The following is a 14246-nucleotide window of genomic DNA, read 5'->3' as shown; positions in this document are numbered from 1 at the left end:
ATCCACAGGAGTATCTGTGGATTACTGAGATTTGTACACAATCTGCTTATTACAAATAGGAAGGAAAGTGAAATTATTACTCTGCTGGATAGTGGGGTTATCCACAGTTATCCACAACTGTGGATAGTTATGTGGATAATTTACTAGTTTACACCTTTTCAGCTAGTTTTCATGAAGGAATCAAGGCTGTCCGTGTCGAATAGGGGAAGCGGATAACTATGGGAAGGAGCTGAATGAAATGATCAATGAGGAACTGATAGATACTCTGGTTCGCTCTGCCTCTGATGCCATCAGGAATGCTTATGTGCCCTATTCCGGGGTAGGTATAGGCGCCTGTGTCATGGCCAGCGATGGCACCATCTACACCGGCTGCACTATTGAGAATGCCATCCGCAACCTGTCCATTGGGGCAGGGGAGGTGGCTATGTACAAGGCGGTGGCAGACGGGAAGCGGGAGTTTGATGCCATTGCTTTTATCTGCAACACGGAGCGGCCTTTTGTGCCTAATGGGGCTATTTGCCAGCTGCTGGCTGAGTTCAATGTGCCTTATGTGGTGATGGCGGATATGAATGGGGATGCGCAGGTGCTGCCGCTGACGGATTTGCTGCCTTATGGGAATGAACCCCTTGATAATCACACGTATAAGGATGAAGATTAGAGCCCTCCTCTACTGCCGTCTGTTCATTTTCTTTGGCGCAAAGAAAACGAACCAAAAGAAAACGTGGCCTTGAATTTGTCCTAAATTCAACGGCCACAGGGGCCCCATCCGTGGGGCCCAGGAGTTCGAGAGTTCGGGAGTTTGATTGAAAACTTGCTTCTTCGGGGGCAAGTTTTTTGCTTTTTATGAATGAATTGTAATGAGTATTATTATCATGAAAGGAGAGTTTGCATGGCTGAAGAACTGGATTATGATGCTTTGGAAGAGATACTTCGGCGGCATGATTATGATAAGACAAATATCATCTCCATCCTGCAGGAAACACAGGGGATATACCGCTATCTGCCCAGAGAGGTCTTTCCTCTCTTTGCCCAAAAGCTGGGCATCAGCGAGGCACGTATCTACGGGGTGGCTACTTTTTATGAGAATTTCTCCCTGGAGCCCAAGGGCAGGCATATCATCAAGATCTGTGACGGCACGGCCTGCCATGTGCGGAAGTCCATTCCCGTCATCGAGGAGCTGCGGAAGATTCTTGACCTTTCCCCGGAGCAGGCTACTACCAAGGACATGATGTTCACTTTGGAGACTGTGTCCTGCCTGGGTGCCTGTGGATTGGCCCCGGTGCTGAATCTGGACGGGAAGGTTCATGCGGCCATGACCCCGGAGAAGGCCCGGGAACTTATTGCTAATGTGCGGGAGGAGGACAGCTATGCTTGCAACTAAGCTATCCAGCCGGGAGGCTTTGCAGGAGGTGCGGGGCAAGGCAAAGGAGCTTCTCTCTGCACAGAAAAGAAGGATTTACGTCTGCGCCGGCACGGCCTGCGTAGCGGGTGGGGCTTTGGATATCTACGCTGAGTTCAAGCGGCTCTTGAAGGAAGCTGATATTCCCTGCCTGGTAAAGCTGGAGGAAGATATAGAGGAGAGCGCCAGGTGCGGCGTGGCTTTGAAGAAGAGCGGCTGCCCCGGTTTCTGCCAGAAGGGGCCTCTGGTGAGGATTGACCCTGAGGGGTGGCTTTATACCAAGGTCAGGCCGGAGGATTGTGCCGAGATTGTGGAGCGCAGCATCAAGGGCGGGGAAGTTCTTGAGCGGCTGCTCTATCATGAGGAAGGCAAGGCCTATGACAGGGCGGAGGAGATTCCCTTCTTCCAGAAGCAGACCCGCCTGGTGCTGGAGCACTGCGGCAGGGTCGCTGCCGACAGCATAGAGGAATATCTGGCGGTGGGGGGCTATGAGTCTTTGGAAAAGGCTCTCTTTGATATGACTCCGGAGGAGATTACTAAGGAGATTTCCGATTCCAACCTGCGGGGCCGGGGAGGCGGCGGCTTCCCCACGGGGCGCAAGTGGACCCAGGTCAGGGGCTATGAGAGCGATGTGAAGTACATCGTCTGCAACGGCGACGAGGGGGACCCGGGAGCCTTCATGGACGAGGGCATCATGGAGGGTGACCCCCACCGCATGCTGGAGGGCATGATGATAGCCTCCGTGGCCTGCGGGGCCAGCCAGGGCTATATCTATGTGCGGGCTGAGTACCCCCTGGCGGTGGAACGGCTGAATCTGGCCATCAGGGACGCCCGCAAGTACGGCCTTTTGGGAAAGAATATCTTAGGTTCGGGCCATGATTTCGATATCCGCATCAACCGTGGGGCGGGCGCTTTCGTCTGCGGCGAGGGCAGCGCTCTCACCGCCTCCATCGAGGGCAAGCGGGGCATGCCCAGGGTGAAGCCGCCCCGCACGGTGGAGCATGGCCTTTTTGGCAAGCCTACGGTGCTGAACAATGTTGAGACCTTTGCCAATGTGCCTTTGATCATCGAAAAAGGCGCCCAGTGGTATCGCTCCATTGGTCCGGAAAACAGCCCAGGCACCAAGGCCTTTGCCCTGGCAGGGAATATCTCCAATACGGGCCTCATTGAAGTGCCCATGGGCACCAAGCTTCGGGAGGTCATCTACGATATCGGCGGCGGCATCAGGGAAGGACATAACTTCAAGGCCGTGCAGATTGGCGGCCCCTCGGGAGCCTGCCTTACGGAGAAGGATATGGAGATGCCCCTGGATTTTGACTCCCTGAAGAAAATCGGAGCCATGATGGGCTCCGGCGGCCTGGTGGTCATGGACGACAAGACCTGCATGGTGGAAGTGGCCCGTTTCTTCATGAACTTCACCAAGAACGAGAGCTGCGGCAAGTGCATTCCCTGCCGTGAGGGCACCAAGCGCATGCTGGAGATCCTCACCCGCATGACCAACGGCGAGGGGCGGCCCGAGGATATTGACCTGCTGCTGGAGCTTTCCGATACCATTTCCCACACTGCCCTCTGCGGCCTGGGCAAGAGCGCGCCCAATCCCGTGGTCAGCACCATCAAGAACTTCCGGGAGGAATACGAGGCCCATACCCAGCCCGGTGACAAGCATTGCCCGGCGGGGGCCTGCGCGAAGCTGAAGCACTACCATATCGACCCGGAAAAGTGCCGCGGCTGCTCCAAGTGCGCCCACAACTGCCCGGTGAACGCCATTTCCGGCAAGGTGAAGTCTCCCTTCACCATAGATCAGGAAAAGTGCATCAAGTGCGGCACCTGCTTCAATGTGTGCCCCTTCCATGCCATTGAGGAGGGTTGAATATGGAACAGAAATTTATGACCATCGACCATATCCCCGTGGAAATCGAAGGGGAAAAGAATATCCTGGGTGTCATCCGCAAGCGGGGCATCGACCTGCCCACCTTCTGCTATTATTCGGAGCTTTCCATCCACGGCGCCTGCCGCATGTGCATGGTGGAGGATGAGGAAAGGGGCAGCCTGATGGCGGCCTGCTCCACGCCTCCCAAGGCGGGCATGAAGATTCTCACCAACACGCCCCGCCTGCGGAAGTACAGGAAAAATATCCTGGAGCTCTTGCTGGCCAACCATTGCCGTGACTGCACCACCTGCACCAAGAGCGGCCGCTGCCGCCTGCAGGAGCTGGCTCACCGCTTCGGCGTCAGCGAGGTGCGCTTCCCCACTGACTACAACCAGAGCCCCAAGGACACTTCCTCCTATTCCATCGTCCGTGACCCGTCCAAGTGCATACTCTGCGGGGACTGCGTGCGCATGTGCTCCGAGGTGCAGAATATCGGCGTCATAGACTTCGCCTTCCGTGGCTCCCACATGCACATTTTCACCGCCTTTGACAAGCCCATCGGGGAAACGGAGTGCGTGGGCTGCGGCCAGTGCGCCGCCGTCTGTCCAACGGGGGCCATCACCATCAAGAGCGACCGCGACAGGCTCCGCACCGACCTCAATGACCCCAGGAAGAAAGTGGTGGTGCAGATTGCCCCGGCCGTGCGGGTGGGATTGGGCCACGCCTTTGGCCTCCCTGAGGGGGAGAACGTCATGGGCAAGCTGGTGGCGGCCCTGCACTACATGGGGTTCCAGGAGGTTTACGACACGGTGGTGGGGGCGGATCTCACCGTCATGGAGGAGGCCGCCGAATTCGTGGAGCGGGTGGAAAAGGGGGAGAAGCTGCCCCTCTTCACCAGCTGCTGCCCTGCCTGGGTGAAGCATGCGGAAAACCGCTATCCCCAGCTGCTGCCGCACATCTCCACCACCAAGTCCCCCATGCAGATTTTTGCCCCTGTCATCAAGGAGTATTACAAAGAGGCAGAGCAGGAAACTGTCATGGTTGCATTGATGCCCTGCACGGCGAAAAAGGCAGAGGCGGCGAGAAAGGAATTCCTGGCGCCAAACGGCAAGCCCTATGTAGACTACGTCATCACCACCCAGGGCATCGTCCAGATGATCCGGGAGTTCGGCATTGACTTCGAGAGCCTGGAGCCTGAGAGCATAGACATGCCCTTCGGCACCATCAGCGGCGCCGGCACCATCTTCGGCGTCACCGGCGGCGTCACGGAAGCAGTGCTGCGTCACCTGATGTCGGACAAGAGCCGCTCAGAGCAGAAAGCCCTGGCCTTCACGGGCATCAGGGGCATGCAGGGCATCAAGGAGGCAAATATCGACTACAAAGGCACCCAGGTGAAAATCGCCGTAGTCAGCGGCCTGGGCAATGCAGATAAGCTCATAGACAAGGTGCTGGCCGGTGAGGCAGACTACCACCTCATCGAAGTCATGGCCTGCCCCGGAGGCTGCGTAGGCGGGGGCGGCCAGCCCTTCACCAATGCCGAGGGCAAGGATATCCGTGGCGCCGGCCTATACCGCTCTGACAAGCTCAGCAGCATCAAGCGCTCTGACCAGAATCCCGTCATAGAATATCTTTATAACGGTATTCTGAAGGGCAGGGAGCATGAATTGATGCACGTGGAGTATCAGTCGCAGAATTAAATCAGGGTAATAGAAAACCACCCTTGCAACTTAAATTGCAGGGGTGGCTTTATTATGCTATACTTTTTCAAGCTACAAAACGGTAGGCGGTTAGCCTTCTCATCAAAGCTGGCGTTCAAAGCGCGCGGTCGATCGGCAGATGGGAGGTGACAGGCATGGACAATACGACGCTTCAGCTTTTGCTGATACTTCTCATTATCCTCGCTGTCAACAAAAAGAAATAACCGCCCGTAGTCCCCAAAACTCTGGCGGTTAATCTTTATAGATACCAAAAGAAAGTACAGAGGGCTGACCGTTTACCAGTAGCCCGCCTCCTGTTCCAGCAGGAGGCTTTTCTTATGCTCATTATACCATTTAGGCTGCTGGTTTTCAATCAATTTAGAAGCGGAAATCACGCTTCTCAGAGTTCTTGATGGCTTCGATATGCTCTGCCGCGACTTTGCGGACATTCTCCTTGGAGATTTTCTTCAGCTCATCTTCAATGAGCTTGAAGCCCTTCTCCTGTGTCTCCTGGCCTGCATAATCAACAAGGTATTCGGTTAATGTCATCAGTGCATTGGGATGGCAGCAGTTCAGTATCTGGCCGCTCTTGCAGAGGCTCATGAACCTGTCTCCCGTGCGCCCTTCTCTATAGCAGGCGGTGCAGAAAGAGGGGATATGGCCCATATCCATAAGCCAGGAAATGACTTCTTCCAAGGTACGCTGGTCGGACACATCGAACTGCTCAGTGTCGTGGGGACGCTCCTCTTCGCTGTAGCCTCCTACGGAGGTGCGGCTGGCGCCGCTGATCTGGGAGATGCCCACCTGCAGCATGCGCTTCCGCACTGCTTCTGACTCCCGGGTGGAGATGATCATGCCCGTGTAGGGCACAGCCAGGCGGATGATGGCTGCCAGGCGGGTGAAAAGTTCGTCAGACAGGGAATTGTCAAAGGCACCAGGGTCGATATCGTCAGCGTGTTTAACCCTGGGGACGCTGATGGTGTGGGGGCCCACTCCGTGGACAGCTTCCAGATGCTCTGCGTGCATGAGAAGGCCTGCCAGCTCGTACTTGTAGCTGTCCAGCCCAAAGAGCACGCCAAGTCCCACATCGTCTATGCCGCCCTCCATGGCCCTGTCCATGGCTTCGGTATGGTAGGCGTAGTCATGCTTTGGCCCCGCAGGGTGCAGTTCCTCGTAGTGTTCCTTGTGGTAGGTTTCCTGGAAGAGGATATAGGTGCCGATACCAGCCTCTTTCAGCTTGCGATAATTCTCCACGGTGGTGGCGGCGATATTCACGTTCACCCGCCGGATATCCCCGTTCTTGTGGTGGACGGAGTAGATGGTCTTGATGCTGTCCAGTATGTACTCGATGGGATTATTCACCGGGTCTTCACCAGCCTCGATGGCCAGCCGTTTGTGGCCCATATCCTGCAAGGCGATGACCTCGGCTTTGATTTCCTCCTGGGTCAGCTTCTTCCGGGGGATGTTCTTGTTCTGCCTGTGGTAAGGGCAGTAAGCGCAGCCGTTGATGCAGTAGTTGGAAAGATAAAGAGGGGCAAAGAGCACGATGCGGTTGCCATAGAAAGCCTGCTTGATCTCCTCGGCAATCTCATACATGCGCTGCACCCGCGCCGGGGCATCGCAAGCTAAAAGCACCGAAGCCTCTCGATGAGAAAGTCCCCGGCAATGGCACCCCGTCCCCTCTGGCACAGGACGCGCCTTCTCCAGTATCTCGTCAATCAGGGCATAATTATCCTTATTGGCCTCCGCATACTCCAGTGTTGCAAGTATTTCCTCATGGTTGATGAATTCTTCTGCTTTGAGTGATTTAGGATCATAGCTGCTCATACTTGTATCCCCTTTTGGTGAATTATCGTAGATTTGATTACGGCAAGATGTTTGTTTGTCAGCAAGGCGTTATTTTGGTACAATAGTTCTAAGCTACAGAACGGTAGGCGGTTAGTCCTCTCATCAAAGCTGGCGTTAGAAGCGCGTGGTCGATCGGCAGAGGGGGTGACAGATATGGATAATTTGACGCTTCAGTTGCTTCTTATTCTCCTTATCGTTATTGTCATAAAGAAATAACCGCCCTGCAGTCTTCCAAACCTGGGCGGTTAATCTTGTATATTAACTAGAAAGGTACAGAGGGCTGACCGTTTACCAGTAGCCCGCCTCCTGTTAGCCGCAGGAGGTTTTTTCTGTTTACATTGTAACATAATTGTTCTAATTTTGCCATAGGAAGATAGGAAAGATTGCCTGATCATGCAATGCTTTTACTGTTCTGGCAAGGCAACCTTGCCAAGTATCCCCAGCAGTGCCGCAATCGCCACCCCGTAATTCGTCATAGGCACTCCCTGCCCCTGGGCCTGGCATACGCGGCACATCATGTACTTCCTATTAAACATACACCCTCCGCAGTGAATAATCAAATCATATCCAGAAAGATCTTCGGGGAAATCCTTGCCCCCTACGATATCTATGGTGATTTTCTCCCCCAGCTTCTTCCTGAGCAGCCGGGGCAGCTTCACCCTGCCTATGTCCTCGTGGAGAGGCTGATGGGTGCAGGCTTCGGCAATGAGTATCCTTGCCGTATGGTCAAGAGTAGCCAGTTTCTTGGCTGATGCTACGAAGAAGGGCAAATCTCCCTTGACGCCTGCAAAAAGCACGGAGAAGGAGGTCAATTTGCTTTCTTTGGGACAAAGCTCCTCCACTTGCTTGAAGGCCTGTGAATCTGTAATCACCAAATCCGGCGGTGCCTTCATGGAAGAGAGCATGGCCTTCATTTCCCCGGTCTTGCAGCAGTTCACCAGACACCCTTTGTCCAGCAGATGCCTGATGGTCTGCACCTGGGGCAGTATCAGCCTGCCCTTGGGGGCCTCTATATCCTGGGGCATGATGAGGAGTACCTTATCCCCGGCTTTGGCCAAGTTTCCCGTGATATCATCCAGGTCGTAGTTCTCCGGCCGCAGCTCATTGATTTGCTCAATCAGCTCCGAGAGACCGTTCTTTTCCTGGGCGCTGACCAAGACAGGCCTTAGGCCCGTGAGCCTCTGCCAGCTTTTGGCCTGCCAGGTGAGGGGGGCGTCAAGGTCGGTCTTGCTTAGTACCAGGATGACTGGGGTGCCACGCTTGCGGAAGATTTTCAGCCAGCGCATTTCCGGGGTGCCATCACCGGGCTTTTCCTCTGCGCTCACCACCAGCAGGGCCATATCTGCCTCCCGGGCGGCATCCTTGGTCTTGTCCAGCCTCAGGGAGCCCAGCTCTCCTTCATCTTCGAAGCCTGCGGTGTCGATGAGGAGGCAGGGGCCGATTCCTCTCAGCTCCACCGCCTTCTTCACCGGGTCCGTAGTAGTCCCCGGCACCTCCGAAACCACGGCCAGGTCCTGCCCTGTGAGGGCGTTTATCAAAGAAGACTTGCCGCTGTTCACCCGGCCGAAGATGCCGATGTGCAGGCGGCTGCCTTTAGGTGTTTCCAGCATTGCCTTTCATCCTTTCCAGTTCCTGGCGCTGCATATCAATATGCTCCAGCGCTTTATCCTTTTCCCCTTGACTAAGCAAAGTATACATCAGCAGGTAGTGATGGCGCAAATCGTGTCTGAGTATCTTGGTGGCCTGTATGCTCTCTTTGGTGTGCTCAGTCTCCCTTTTCAATGCTTCCAGCTGGAGCCGCAGCAGGTCATTGATGTGTTCCTGCTGGCTTTTCTTCCTGGCCTCTCTGGTGAAGATGAGCCAGGCGGCCAGAATCTGGCTCAGGGTCAGCAGGATGGCGAAAGTCAGCATGGCGTGTCCTCCCAGTACAGTGATACGCAGACCGTGCCCCTTTCCTGGGTGAAGTCGGCGTAGCCGTGGTATCTTTTCAGGAAATTGCGCAGGGACATCATGCCCAGGCCGTGGCCTTTCCTGGTGGTTTTGGGCAGGCCGTCCTTGTCCAGGCGCAGGACAGTGCAGCAGGGATTGGTTATCTCCAGTACGCACTGGTCATCAATATGCTGGAGGATGAAGGAAAGTTCCCCGCCCCTGCCTGTCTCTGCCGCCGCTTTCAGAGCGTTTTCCAGCAGGTTGGAGATGAGCACCGCCAGCTCGTCCTCGGAGGTATGTAGTTCCTTGGGCAGGTTCACCTTGGCGGCTACGGTGAGGCCCATGACCTCCGCCCGCCGTAGGTAAATGGAAATGGCGGCGTTGAGGATGGGGGAGTCGGTGTAGGGACGCACAGCAGAGGAGGCCAGGATTTTTTCCTGTTGGGAAATCAGGGCCAGGGCATCACTGATGCGGTCCCCTTCGATGTATTCTTGCAGCTTCTCATAGGTATGCAGGAGATTTTCCTGCTGCTGCTGTGCCTGCTGACGGCTGTCGGCCACCCGCTGCTGTTCCTCCTGCAGCCAGGCAATTTCCCGCTGCTGCAGCTCCGAGCGGCGGCGGATATTCTCATTATTGTACAGCAGGCGGCTGGTGCCCAGGATATAGTGATAGGAAAGGAAGAAAGCCACGGGCAGCAGCAGCCTGCCAATTCGCTCTTCCCAGGAATGCCAGAGGGCGGCATCGGCAATGAGGGTTACGAAGCCGGCCACCATCACCGTGGGCAGCAGGGCTGTATAAATTCTGAGGAGCTTGTTTTCAATTTGACTTGACTTATGTTATTTTGTTGATGTGAGAATAAGAGCAATAAACAGAAATTTTGGCTTAATTAAGAGACGATTAAGAGGAGGGGGCACAGATGCATATTGCCATTGCCGATGACAGAGTAGAGGATCTGCAGATGGCAGAGGATTACCTGCTGCGGTATCTTTCTTCCCGTCATCCTGAGGTCATGAACGACCTGTCTATTGCCACCTTCAAGAACGCAGAGGAACTTCTTTCGGTATTTGACCCGGGGCGCTTTGACCTGCTGCTGCTGGACATCTACATGGACAAGATGACCGGCATGGAAGCAGCGGAGGCTGTGCGGATGAAGGATGAGCGCGTACCCATTGTCTTTCTCACCACCAGCCAGGACCACCTGTTGGAGGGGTATCGGGTCTTTGCCTCGGGTTATCTCATGAAGCCTTTGGCAGAGAACAGTGGTGACTTCAACCACACCCTTGACCATGTGTTCCGGGGGATGATGACCAGCGAGCGCACCGTGACCATACCCGTTGAGGGCAGGGATATAGCCATTCCCCTGCGGAAAATCGTCTATGTGGAGGTAGGTGCTTCCCATACCCTTTCCTTCCATCTGGTGGATGAGACAGTGCAGGCGCGCCTGACCTATGCCCGTGTCCTGGACCTCCTGTCCGGGGACAGCAGGTTCATCGAGTGCCACCACCGCATCATCATCAATATGGAACAGGTGCGGCGCATGGATGATGATGAGTTCATCATGAAGGACGGCAGCCGCGTTCCCATCAGCGTAAGGCGCAAGAAAGAGACTAAGACCGCCTACGTTCATTATATGGCTCACAGATGAAAAAAGATGATGCATATAGACTGGAACATCTCTGACACGAGGGGCAATTTTGAGATGTGTCTATGCAAAGGAGTGCAATACTCCCAAATTTAACAATTCTACGCCACCGGGAAAGCCTCCTGCCGGAGGGACTGAATTTCCTTCGCCAGCACGGTGGCAAATGTGATTTTAGTCTCCACGCTCTCTTCCTTCAATATCTGTCCAAGAACCTCTGGGGTGGGGCGGAAGCTATATGCTCCTGTTACAGGGCTAAAAGATTTACGGTCCTACAGCGAGTGCAGGAGCATATCTCCAACAGGCGCCTCATCGGGAATGCCGCACGGGGAAAAAGCGGTCATTCATGGGGGGAAGGATGATGAAGGAAGGCTCCGGGCTTATTTCGAGCTGGCGGCAGACGAACCTTATGTATACCTCACACCCGGAGGGGAGGTTCGCCTGCCAGGCTCCATAGATAACCATTATTATTTCGTATTCTGGAGCAATTATGAGGATGTCAAGGCCCTCCTGGAGAGGGCAGTAATGAAAGAATTCACACACTTCGTAGACGGCACCTTATTGATGCCGGAGCGTACAGTTGATATTTTCCCGGACGAAAGGAATATCGTCTGGAAAATATAATAATTCCCTACCATTATGCACAAACCTTTTCTGGAGGGAGGCTGCAAAAAAGCCTTCCCCTCTGGGAAGGGGGACCATCGGAGTTGGAGAAGGATAGAAGCATAAAAATATGGGGACAGGCCGCAAAAGCCTGTCCCCTTTATTTTTTTATTAAAATACGCTCTCAGGCAGTACCTCTTTCTGCACATCAAGAGGGCTGCTGATGACCCGGGTGAGTCTCTCCTCATCGGTGTCGGCTTTCAGCTCCTCGAAGATCACGTCCATGCCCTTGAGGGTGGTGCCGTTGTTCTCACCGAAGAAAGTCCAGCTCTCATGCTTGTCTGCCAGGCTCTGACCGTCCTTGCTCCGCATGGTGAACAGGGAGAAGTATTCTGCCACATTGGTATTCTCCGCGCCGTTCTTGTTGATATTGATGCAGTTCAGAGTGATGAAATGGTCTAGTTTTGACTCGTTTACAGGCACGTTCTTGCACCAGAAGTAAATGCTCTGGATATCTCCGTCCTTGTAGAGAAAACGCACCGTTTCCTTGTCAAAGAACCTGTTGAACCGCGCCTGCTCCCCGTTGGTATTTTCCGGTGCAGGCCAGGGAATCCACTGGGCTGCCTGAGCAGGGGCTGCAGAGAGCAGCAACAGGAGCGCCAGGGACAAAAACATTCTTTTCATCAGACTATTCCTCCTCCGAACAATATGCGTAGATTGCAACGAGAAGATTATATCATCTGTGGACATGAGTGGCTATGAAAAATTTGGAGGAAAAGAAGGATTCTTCAGGGGGGAGGGGCGAATGTTATGGGTGTAGTCGGTTTACAGCTGGGCGGAAAAGGGATGCGCTATGAAAAAGTTATTTTTGATTGCACTCATCTTCTTATTGGTGGCCGTGGGAGGGATTCTGACCATTCAAAGGTCCCAGACGGATAAGGATGTGATGGCCAGGACTACCAAAATCGGCGTGTTTATCAGCGGGGAGTGCCAGGACAGGAGCTGGTGCCAATCCCATTATGAGGCCCTGGAGTCCCTGAAGGATGAACTGAACCTGGAAATGATCTACAAGGAGAATGCTCCTGGGGATTGCTATGATGACATCAAGGAGCTGATTGAAAAAGAGGGATGCCGGATCATCATCGGCTGCAGCTTTGACTATGGCAAGGCTATGAAAATGGCTGCTGATGAATACCCGCAAATTTATTTCCTGCACGCAGGGGGCACTTATCATCAGGACAATTATTCCTCGTTCTTTGGGCGCATGTATCAGGCAAGATATTTGTCAGGCATTGTGGCGGGGAAGCAGACCAAGACCGGGGAACTGGGCTATATTGCAGCTTTCCCTAATTCGCAGGTGATTCGCGGCATCAATGCCTTCACCCTGGGGGTCAGGCGGGTACGACCGGATGCTGTGGTGCACGTGAGCTATTGCAAGTCATGGACGGCTGATGCACCGGCCCTGGAGTCCTGCCGGAAACTGCTGGACGCTTTCCCCATTGATGTGGTGACAGTCCACACCAATTCCATGGCCCCCCATCAGGAGGCAGATGCCAGGGGTATATGGTCCATCGGCTATCACACGGACAATCGGGAACTGTTTCCCAATACATATCTGGTGGCCTGTGAATGGGACTGGCGCCATTATTACCGTGAGCAGATAATGGACTGCCTGCAGGGCAAGTTCCACGGCAGGCAGGTCTGGACTTACAAGGATGAAGGGATGGTCAAGCTGTCTCCCCTTTCTCCCCAGGTGTCTGCGGACACCGCTGCGCTGGTGCGGGACGTCACCGATAAATTCAGCAAACGTGGCTTTGATGTATTTTACGGGCCCATCAAGGACAATAAGGGCAGCCTTCGCATCACCGAAGGAGCCTCCATGTCGGATGATGAGATGCTGAATGCCTTCGACTGGTACGTGGAGGGCGTCAGCGTCTATGAGTGAGATTGTCTGACATAGGCGTGCATGGAGACACGAAAATAGCCTCCCGGTTAACGACTCCGGGAGGCTTCTTTATGCAATATCCTAATATCCTTTGCATATTTGGATTGTAATATTTATCTGTTAGAAAAATAATATAACCATGACGTGATATTATAAGCAAGTGTGTGAAACCTGAGGAACAGATGTCAGGTAGAAGTTGATATGCTCAAAAACGCAAGTTTATCTCTGTTTCATAATCTTCTAGCCACGCCTTCCTTTTCTTGGCCAGATATTTCGCCCTATGCGATTGCTCCTTCTGTTTCCTCCGTTCACTGCTCTCAGCCTTTACTCTGCGGTGCTTTTCCGCCCCTGTCCTGTCTGCTTCCGGAATCAGGTTTGCTGGCAGACGGTAGACCGTCACCAGACGTTGGTCTTTGGTGAAGATATGCATAGCTTGGGCATATATCACACACTCGTGCCTTGGGCCGTTTTGTAACTTCTTGGCACTGAGGAAGCCGGCCAGGTCTCCTTCTACATCTTCCTCACGGAGGCCATATTTCAAGACCCGTTGCAGATATTCTTTATCGCTGGGCATGCTGGTGGAGATGCGCCGTCTCAGGCGTCTGGCACCGTGCTTGGTAAGGTCGGCCATACTATCACCTCATCAGCCATGGAAATTCTTGATTGTCAGCGAAGTAATATTTTAGTACAATAGTTCTAAGCTACAAAAACGGTAGGCGGTTAGTCCTCTCATCAAAGCTGGCGTTCAAAGCGCGTGGTCGATCGGCAGATGGGAGGTGATGGTATGGACAACATGACGCTTCAGTTGTTACTGATTCTTCTGATTATCCTTGCCGTCAACAACAGAAAGAAATAACCGCCCGTAGTCTCGCAAACTCTGGCGGTTAATCTTTGGATTATACAAAAGAGTTGAGGGCTGACCGTTTACCAGTAGCCCGCCTCCTGTTCGCAGCAGGAGGCTTCTTTTGTTTACATTATAACACTTGTTGACATAAGTGGCAACGAGTCATATAATTAGGGCATAAAGTCTAGTAACGAGATGGTGTAGGCCGTGGGGAGTAGTTAACCCTGCGGCTTTTCGCTTTTTAGGAAAATGAAAATTTTTTCTTGACATTGCCATCGAAACCGTGTATTATATTTCTTGTGTTCAGCAATGGGGTTATAGCTCAGTTGGTTAGAGTGTCTCGTTGACATCGAGGAGGTCACAAGTTCGAATCTTGTTAACCCCACCATTTGCTCGCCTAGCTCAGTTGGCTAGAGCATCTCCGTCACATGGAGGGGGTCGGGGGTTCGAATCCCTCGGCGAGCACCATTTG

Annotated in this window: 13 protein-coding genes and 2 tRNA genes; 9 read left to right on the top strand and 6 right to left on the bottom strand. The window is 53.6% G+C overall.

The genetic code is table 11. The features are described 5' to 3' along the window. Positions 1-238 precede the first annotated feature (238 nt). From P159_RS0106345 to P159_RS0106330, 4 genes are all read left to right on the top strand, one after another. A complete protein-coding gene (locus P159_RS0106345) occupies positions 239-658 on the top strand; it encodes a cytidine deaminase (RefSeq protein WP_051650199.1) in 420 nt (139 codons plus the stop codon). A 231-nt stretch (positions 659-889) separates the two neighbouring features. Beyond that, positions 890-1381 (top strand): NAD(P)H-dependent oxidoreductase subunit E, encoded by a 492-nt coding sequence (locus P159_RS0106340; protein ID WP_029542504.1) that lies wholly within the window; start codon positions 890-892, stop codon positions 1379-1381. After that, positions 1368-3269 (top strand): NADH-quinone oxidoreductase subunit NuoF, encoded by a 1902-nt coding sequence (nuoF, locus tag P159_RS0106335; protein ID WP_029542502.1) that lies wholly within the window; start codon positions 1368-1370, stop codon positions 3267-3269. The genes P159_RS0106340 and nuoF overlap by 14 nt, the downstream gene beginning before the upstream one ends. A 2-nt stretch (positions 3270-3271) precedes the next feature. Next, positions 3272-4966, top strand: a complete 1695-nt coding sequence (locus tag P159_RS0106330) for a [FeFe] hydrogenase, group A (RefSeq protein ID WP_029542500.1) — start codon at positions 3272-3274, stop codon at positions 4964-4966. Positions 4967-5344: 378 nt separating this feature from the next. Here the strand turns inward: P159_RS0106330 and hydG are convergent, their stop codons facing one another. From hydG to P159_RS0106305, 4 genes are all read right to left on the bottom strand, one after another. Beyond that, positions 5345-6793, bottom strand: coding sequence for a [FeFe] hydrogenase H-cluster radical SAM maturase HydG (hydG, locus tag P159_RS0106320; protein WP_029542496.1), 1449 nt, complete (start codon positions 6791-6793; stop codon positions 5345-5347). A gap of 425 nt (positions 6794-7218) precedes the next feature. Continuing rightward, positions 7219-8424 (bottom strand): [FeFe] hydrogenase H-cluster maturation GTPase HydF, encoded by a 1206-nt coding sequence (gene hydF, locus P159_RS0106315; protein ID WP_029542494.1) that lies wholly within the window; start codon positions 8422-8424, stop codon positions 7219-7221. Next, positions 8408-8725, bottom strand: coding sequence for a hypothetical protein (locus P159_RS0106310; protein ID WP_029542493.1), 318 nt, complete (start codon positions 8723-8725; stop codon positions 8408-8410). Before P159_RS0106310 ends, hydF begins: the two co-directional genes overlap by 17 nt. Next, positions 8719-9516: a GHKL domain-containing protein gene (locus P159_RS0106305; protein WP_029542490.1), complete on the bottom strand. Its 798-nt coding sequence runs from the start codon at positions 9514-9516 to the stop codon at positions 8719-8721. Before P159_RS0106305 ends, P159_RS0106310 begins: the two co-directional genes overlap by 7 nt. Before the next feature lie 143 nt (positions 9517-9659). Between P159_RS0106305 and P159_RS0106300 the strand changes: the two genes are divergently transcribed. Together P159_RS0106300 and P159_RS0106290 are read left to right on the top strand one after the other, a co-directional pair. Continuing rightward, on the top strand, positions 9660-10388 hold the full coding sequence (locus tag P159_RS0106300; RefSeq protein ID WP_029542488.1) for a LytTR family DNA-binding domain-containing protein: 729 nt from the start codon (positions 9660-9662) through the stop codon (positions 10386-10388). Between the two features lie 162 nt (positions 10389-10550). After that, entirely contained in the window at positions 10551-11006 is a 456-nt protein-coding gene (locus P159_RS0106290) for a hypothetical protein (protein ID WP_185753648.1), read from the top strand. Between the two features lie 150 nt (positions 11007-11156). On the opposite strand, the gene P159_RS0106285 is transcribed toward P159_RS0106290, so the two are convergent. Continuing rightward, positions 11157-11669: a hypothetical protein gene (locus P159_RS0106285; RefSeq protein ID WP_029542485.1), complete on the bottom strand. Its 513-nt coding sequence runs from the start codon at positions 11667-11669 to the stop codon at positions 11157-11159. Positions 11670-11838: 169 nt separating this feature from the next. Here P159_RS0106285 and P159_RS0106280 point away from each other — a divergent pair, with 169 nt between their 5' ends. Further along, complete coding sequence (locus P159_RS0106280) at positions 11839-12930, top strand: BMP family ABC transporter substrate-binding protein (protein WP_051650198.1); 1092 nt, start codon at positions 11839-11841, stop codon at positions 12928-12930. Between the two features lie 205 nt (positions 12931-13135). Here P159_RS0106280 and P159_RS0106275 read toward each other — a convergent pair whose 3' ends face one another. Further along, entirely contained in the window at positions 13136-13561 is a 426-nt protein-coding gene (locus tag P159_RS0106275; protein WP_029542481.1) for a hypothetical protein, read from the bottom strand. Between the two features lie 524 nt (positions 13562-14085). On the opposite strand from P159_RS0106275, the gene P159_RS0106270 reads away from it, so the two are divergent. Further along, positions 14086-14162, top strand: a tRNA-Val gene (locus tag P159_RS0106270). A gap of 3 nt (positions 14163-14165) precedes the next feature. After that, positions 14166-14242: transfer RNA gene (locus P159_RS0106265), tRNA-Val, on the top strand. Positions 14243-14246 lie beyond the last annotated feature (4 nt).

Origin of the sequence: Selenomonas sp. AB3002, assembly GCF_000702545.1 — a bacterium.
GTDB lineage: Bacteria > Bacillota > Negativicutes > Selenomonadales > Selenomonadaceae > Selenomonas_B > Selenomonas_B ruminantium_A.
Note: the sequence above shows the minus strand (reverse complement) of the source record. Positions and strands in the feature narration are given on the sequence as shown.

Coding starts and splice junctions, on each gene's coding strand:
- P159_RS0106345 (WP_051650199.1), top strand. CDS start 239: ATGATCAATGAGGAACTGATAGATACTCTGGTTCGCTCTGCCTCTGAT.
- P159_RS0106340 (WP_029542504.1), top strand. CDS start 890: ATGGCTGAAGAACTGGATTATGATGCTTTGGAAGAGATACTTCGGCGG.
- nuoF (WP_029542502.1), top strand. CDS start 1,368: ATGCTTGCAACTAAGCTATCCAGCCGGGAGGCTTTGCAGGAGGTGCGG.
- P159_RS0106330 (WP_029542500.1), top strand. CDS start 3,272: ATGGAACAGAAATTTATGACCATCGACCATATCCCCGTGGAAATCGAA.
- hydG (WP_029542496.1), bottom strand. CDS start 6,793: ATGAGCAGCTATGATCCTAAATCACTCAAAGCAGAAGAATTCATCAAC.
- hydF (WP_029542494.1), bottom strand. CDS start 8,424: ATGCTGGAAACACCTAAAGGCAGCCGCCTGCACATCGGCATCTTCGGC.
- P159_RS0106310 (WP_029542493.1), bottom strand. CDS start 8,725: ATGCTGACTTTCGCCATCCTGCTGACCCTGAGCCAGATTCTGGCCGCC.
- P159_RS0106305 (WP_029542490.1), bottom strand. CDS start 9,516: ATGGTGGCCGGCTTCGTAACCCTCATTGCCGATGCCGCCCTCTGGCAT.
- P159_RS0106300 (WP_029542488.1), top strand. CDS start 9,660: ATGCATATTGCCATTGCCGATGACAGAGTAGAGGATCTGCAGATGGCA.
- P159_RS0106285 (WP_029542485.1), bottom strand. CDS start 11,669: ATGAAAAGAATGTTTTTGTCCCTGGCGCTCCTGTTGCTGCTCTCTGCA.
- P159_RS0106280 (WP_051650198.1), top strand. CDS start 11,839: ATGAAAAAGTTATTTTTGATTGCACTCATCTTCTTATTGGTGGCCGTG.
- P159_RS0106275 (WP_029542481.1), bottom strand. CDS start 13,561: ATGGCCGACCTTACCAAGCACGGTGCCAGACGCCTGAGACGGCGCATC.